Raw genomic sequence first — 5997 nt, 5'->3', positions numbered from 1 at the left:
CAGGAATGCTGCCCCGTTAGTACAATTGGTTACTCCATGTACTTCCACCTCTTTATCCTACTAGTAATTCAATCAAACTCCACCCTCTTTATCCTATTAGTAATTCAATCAAACTCCACCCTCTTTCGAGGTGTAGCCTTTAAATAAAGTTTAATCAAAAATATCTCGCAAACCCACATTTTACGATAAATAAAAAGAATCTATTTTGAAAAAAGATTGATCAAAAAGATTCCTATCCAGAATATTTCAGTTTGATTTTTATAAAAAATTTTAATCAATTTCAGTGTATCTAAAGTTTATTCTGCCTTCTCGAATTGAATGTGCCAGCTTTCTATGACTTTCCCGGCCGGGCTGATCTCTGAAACAAGCCTGTGCTTCACCGGCGTGCTGGCCGTCCATATGATCGGTCAGTACCTGTTCGGTCCCGGATGGGTTGATGGACAGAAGCATTAGCTGAAATATTTGCCGAATTAGCCATCAGTGCGCCTCCTGGATCATCCATCCTGCAAGATCGGACGGACCGGCCGGCTTCTTATTGTTGGCGGAGCCGTCGCGTGGACGAAGCATGCCGCCAACGAGACGAAGTCCCTGTTTCCTCGTCAAGAATCGTCCGATCTGCGTACCTATATAATTCTGTGTACCCGGAACGACATACAGCTTCCCGTCCTTCAATGCCCGAAGCGCAACTTCCACGACTCGCTCCGGTGTATCTTTCTTACCGACGGCGGCTTCTTCCGTGCCTACGACGTTGAAGAAGCCGGTGTCCGTCGCTCCGGGACAAAGCGTGAGAAATTGGACGCCACTGTTGCGGTTTTCCCACCACAAGGCTTGGGTAAACGACAAGACGAAGGCTTTCGTTGCTCCGTATACGGCCATATAGGGAAGGGGCTGAAATCCGGCGGTCGATGCGACATTGATAACGGCCCCGGAGTTTCTACACAACATATCCGGCAAGAACAAGTGCGTCATATCTACAACAGCGGCAACATTGAGCATGACTTCCTCATGCTGGCGCACGCCTGACACTTGTTCAAACAAACCGTGCGTGGCAAAGCCTGCGTTGTTGACCAGCAGTTCGATCTCTAAATTCAGAAGTTGACATTGCCGATATAACTCGCCTGGCGCGCCCTCTTTGCCAAGATCGGTAGGAATCACCTCGACCTTGACGCCGTGCTTCTTTCTAAGCTCCGATGCCAGGTTCTCCAGCTTGTTTTTCGATCGGGCTACGAGTACAAGGTCGCCACCCTCTTTGGCCAATTGTCGGGCGAATTGCTCTCCGATGCCGGATGAAGCTCCCGTGACAAGCGCCCAATTTCCTTTTATGTTCATTGTGCAACTCTCCTATCTACTTTTTTATAATTAGGAAACAGTGTTACTTTGTCCTTAAAAATAATTCCTGACTCTCATAAGAGTCAAGAATTGTGATGTGTTCCGGTAACACTGTTTCTAATTGAAATCATTGTAACTAAGCATTTTAAGAAAGTCAACATCGTTTTTTGAATTGTTGGTTTTTGGCATCCCTCGCAACATTGACAACGGTTCGACAATTATATTAAAATTCCTGTTAAGAGCTGGAAACATTGTTTCTTATCAAAAATGTATTAATTGAGGGTGATAGCGATGACTGACCAAAATAATTCCTTCGATGCAAATACGCAAAAGTTGGAAACGTATCAGGAGGCTCGCTTGAAAAATATTGAAAATCTTCGAAAGCTCGTCGTCGATGCTGCGGCAACGATTTTGTACGATGAGGGTCCTGAAGCTGTGACAGTGCGTAAAGTTGCGCAGAAGATGAATTGCTCTACCAAAATCATATACAACCTGTTTGTCAATAAAGATGGACTGGCTCAGCAGCTTTATCTCGACGGCTGCAAGCTTCTCGCCAACGAATTCGAGGGAACGCCGCGCGCTGACGATCCGATGCAGCAGCTGTTTAATTTAGGCGAAACCTTCTGGCAATTCGGACAGCGTTACTCCGGTTATTACAAGCTGATGTTCGGAGGAGCCTTCGCGGATTTCAAACCAGACGAGGAGAGCATACACGGCACCGTAACAGCTATGCGGCAATTGTTGACGGTAATTGGTAATGCGCAAGAGCAGGGACTGATTACCGGTCAGTATGACACGGAAACCGTCGTCAGTATCTTCTGGGCGTCGCTCCACGGTGTTATCCATCTTTACATGTGCGGACATTTTGGAGATGTGCAGTCCGCACATGCCGTTTACAAGCAAACGTTGTCTTTGGTTGTCGGTTCGTTATTTTCGAGTTGAGGCTTCTGGAGAGGAAAAAAAGCACCTTATGGTGTCTTTTCTTTATTTTTTTAAAACGTCGCAACTTTATTTCAAAACGACACGAGGGTATTTTTTTAATACAAGCAACCTTGATAAATGAATAAATAGAAAGGGCATGTTTTGAAAAAGATTAATCAAAACATGCCCTTATACTATTTAATTGGATTATTCTTTTATAAAAAAGATTGAACATTTTTATGTTCCTTAATAAACTAACGCACCCGTTATTTTAAGTACAATTCTTCACAATCTGCTTTGTGAATCAAACAAGAAAAGGGCGATGCCTAGATAAAGCATCGCACCGAATAATGGATTAAGTAAATTCATCAAAACAAGATTAAACTTGGGATATAAATATCGTTTTAACCTTTAACTTTCAATAGGCGTAGAGCATTTAAAATTACAATTATGGCAGCACCAGTATCACTTAGCACTGCTATCCATAATGTTAGCCATCCAGGGAAAATTAAAGCTAGGGCAATAAACTTTACAATTAATGAAAACCAAATGTTTTGTTTAATTATTTTTAATGCTTTTCTACTTAGATTGATTGTATGGGGTAGCTTTTCGAGATTGTCTGCCATTAAAACAATATCAGCTGTTTCCATTGCTGTGTCTGTTCCGGCACCACCCATAGCAATCCCTAAATCAGACGTTGCAAGTGCTGGTGCATCATTTATGCCGTCACCAACCATTGCTACTTTATAACCTTCTTTTTGTAATTGTTTAATAGAATTTACTTTATCTTCTGGCATTAATTCAGCAAAATAACGGTCAATTGGAGCTTCAGAGGCAATCACTTTAGCTGTTCCTTCATTATCTCCAGTCAACATTATGGTTTGATTAATGCCAACTTGTTTTAAAGCATTTAAGGCATTAACCGTTGTCTTACGTAAAGTATCAGAGACAGCAATTATACCCAATAGCTTTTGTTCACTTCCAATAATAACTACTGTTTTTCCTTTTCTTTGAAACTCTTCTGCTAGGGTTTTTATATTGCCTAATGAAACATTCATTTCTTCAAACAGTTTAAGATTTCCTGCATAATGAATAACTCCATCAATAGTAGCCTGAACCCCTTTACCAACTATACTTTTAAACAACTGGCCATTCTTTGATTGTATGCCCTTTTCTTTTGCATAGTTTACAATTGTTTTAGCTATTGGATGAGTTGAATAATCCTCTAATGTCAAAGCAAGGGATAATAACTCGTCTTCTGAAGTGCCTAGAGCCTTTATTTCAGAAACCGTAGGCTTTCCTTTAGTTAATGTACCTGTTTTGTCAAAAGCAATGGCATTTATAGATCCTGCGATTTCTAAGAATGATCCACCTTTAATTAAAACACCATTTTTAGCTGCATTGCCGATTGCAGATACAATCGTTACAGGTGTCGAAATAACCAGAGCACAAGGACAAGCAATTACTAATAGTTCCAGTGCCTTATAAAACCATTCTCCCCAAGTACCTAATCCAAGAAGGGGAGGTATTACCATAATAGCTATTGCTAATACGAAAACAATAGGTGTATAGATACTTGCAAATTTATCGACAAATGCCTGTGTAGGTGCTTTTTGTTCTTGAGCCTCTTCTACCAAGTGAATAATCTTTGATATGGTAGTATCTTCAACTAACTTAGTTACTTTAATTTCAAGAGAGCCACTCTCATTTATCGTACCGGCATAAACTGTATCACCAATTGCCTTATCAACTGGTATTGACTCTCCTGTGATAGGAGCTTGGTTTACGCTGGATCCACCTTGAACAATTTCTCCGTCTAATGGAATTTTATCGCCTGGTTTAACAATGATTATCTGACCAATTGAAATCTCTTCAACTGGCTTTTTAACCAATTCAGTGCCAATTAACACCCACGCTTCTGGTGGAGCTAAATTCATTAAATTGCGAATAGAATTTCTTGTCTTCTCGATTGATCGATTCTGTAGAACAATACCCAAAGAAAATAACCAAACAACGGTTGCTCCTTCTAACCATTCACCAATTAATGCAGCACCAATTGCCGCAGCTGACATTAATACATTCATATCAAGTGAACGGCTTTTTAAAGCATAGTAAGCACTCTTCACAGGCTTATATCCAGTTAATACGATTACTATCGCGTACAAAATATTGCTCATTAATGTTGAGATACCATTGTATGACCCAATAAACCCTAGAGCTATTAATACCCCAGAAAAGATGATTAAACCATTTCCTTCGTAATTTTTAGGAGCTTCGGGAGCTTTACTACTCTTCGTAAGCAAGGACGCTTTATAACCAATTTTAGCTACTTCTGAAATGATATCTTCAACGCTATTGTCGTGATCAATCTTCATTTTTCCAGTAGAAAAATTCACACTTACTTTTCTTACTGAAGGTAAAGGATTCAAATGGTTTTCGATACTTTTTGCACAACTACCACAATCCATTCCTTCGATAGTGTACGTTCTCATATTTTTGTCCCGTTCAAGTGATTCGACAGTATAACCAAGTTTTTTAACTTGATTTTCAATTTGATCAAAAGAACCGATATCTCCAACCACCTGTAGTTTTGCTGTGCTGTAGTTCACTGTTACATCTCTAATCCCTTTTAAAGTACTTAACCCTTTTTCTATTGTGACAGCACAAGCTGGGCAATCCATTCCGTGTACACGAAATACAACTTTTTCTTCAGAAGTGGCAGGCGAAATAGGAATGTCTATTGATTGTTCTTCAACCTTGCTGCTACAAGAAGAGCTTTTTGGACCACTAGGTTTTTCTAAAACAATTGAATCACTGCTACAACAAGAGCTGTTTACCTCATTAGGTTTTTCTAAAGCAAGAGATTCACTGCTACAGCAAGAGCTTTTTACCACATTAGGTTTTTCTGAAGCAATGGATTTACTGCTACAGCAAGAAGTCTTTACTTCCACAACATTTTCTAATGTTATTAAGTTATCGTTGCTACAGCTTTTATTTTCAACACTATCATTTTTCTGTATTTCTTTAGAACTGCAACATTTATCAGCCAAATATTACACCACCTTAATCAATATGATTCTCACAACAAGCTATATCAGTTTGCACTTCTTCGAACACTGTGTGAAACATTTTTAGTAACTCACTTACTTGTTGATTTCGTAAGCTATATTTGATGTATTTTCCGTCTTGTCTGCCAACAATAAGCCCACAGCCTTTTAAACAAGCTAGATGTTGGGATATATTTGATTGCTTGCCATTGAGGTCCTCTACAATTTCTGAAACAGTTTTTTCTTGTTCTTTTATCGATTCAAGAATTTGAATCCTTGTTTTATCCGAAAATCCCCTTAGAAACTTTACCTTCAAATCAACATCTGATTTTGCCATCACTAACTTTACCTCCAATCATATTAGACATCACTAATATGTTCTAATGTTATCATATTAGCAATCGCTAATATGTGTGTCAAATATTAATAAAAATTGGAATAATTGTTTTAGTTCGATTACAGTAGCAGGAGATGTTAGGGGTGATAAGAAAAATAATAATTTGAGAACTACTCCTACACCGGTGCTAAAATAATAACAAGCAAAAAAGCACTCACAAAAATTGTGAGTGCTTTTATTTATAAGTACCCTTTTTATAAAATTTTTTGAATGCTTCTTCAACTAAACTGCCATTTAGCACAACAACAAAAGGGATCGCCGCAGCGTTCCCACTTTTTAACTCTTGCACCCGTTAGCCATCCA

At 39.1% G+C, this 5997-nt stretch carries 4 protein-coding genes; 1 reads left to right on the top strand and 3 read right to left on the bottom strand.

The genetic code is table 11. From position 1 onward, the window contains the following. Nucleotides 1-477: 477 nt before the first annotated feature. Complete coding sequence (locus COD92_RS31360) at nucleotides 478-1329, bottom strand: SDR family NAD(P)-dependent oxidoreductase (protein WP_098532479.1); 852 nt, start codon at nucleotides 1327-1329, stop codon at nucleotides 478-480. A gap of 291 nt (nucleotides 1330-1620) precedes the next feature. On the opposite strand from COD92_RS31360, the gene COD92_RS31355 reads away from it, so the two are divergent. Beyond that, a complete protein-coding gene (locus tag COD92_RS31355; RefSeq protein WP_098532480.1) occupies nucleotides 1621-2271 on the top strand; it encodes a TetR/AcrR family transcriptional regulator in 651 nt (216 codons plus the stop codon). 383 nt (nucleotides 2272-2654) lie between these two features. Here COD92_RS31355 and COD92_RS31350 read toward each other — a convergent pair whose 3' ends face one another. Together COD92_RS31350 and COD92_RS31345 are read right to left on the bottom strand one after the other, a co-directional pair. Further along, nucleotides 2655-5144 carry a heavy metal translocating P-type ATPase gene (locus COD92_RS31350; RefSeq protein ID WP_480254362.1) on the bottom strand — a complete coding sequence of 830 codons (2490 nt, stop codon included), beginning with the start codon at nucleotides 5142-5144 and terminating at the stop codon, nucleotides 2655-2657. A gap of 169 nt (nucleotides 5145-5313) precedes the next feature. Continuing rightward, the gene (locus COD92_RS31345) at nucleotides 5314-5634 is read right to left on the bottom strand and encodes an ArsR/SmtB family transcription factor (protein ID WP_098532482.1); all 321 of its coding nucleotides are present in this window, start codon (nucleotides 5632-5634) and stop codon (nucleotides 5314-5316) included. Between the last annotated feature and the right edge of the window lie 363 nt (nucleotides 5635-5997).

The organism is Bacillus sp. AFS037270, assembly GCF_002585305.1.
Note: the sequence above shows the minus strand (reverse complement) of the source record. Positions and strands in the feature narration are given on the sequence as shown.

Excerpts from the sequence above, each read along its gene's own strand:
- COD92_RS31345 (WP_098532482.1), bottom strand. The coding sequence starts at position 5,634 with ATGGCAAAATCAGATGTTGATTTGAAGGTAAAGTTTCTAAGGGGATTT.
- COD92_RS31360 (WP_098532479.1), bottom strand. The coding sequence starts at position 1,329 with ATGAACATAAAAGGAAATTGGGCGCTTGTCACGGGAGCTTCATCCGGC.
- COD92_RS31355 (WP_098532480.1), top strand. The coding sequence starts at position 1,621 with ATGACTGACCAAAATAATTCCTTCGATGCAAATACGCAAAAGTTGGAA.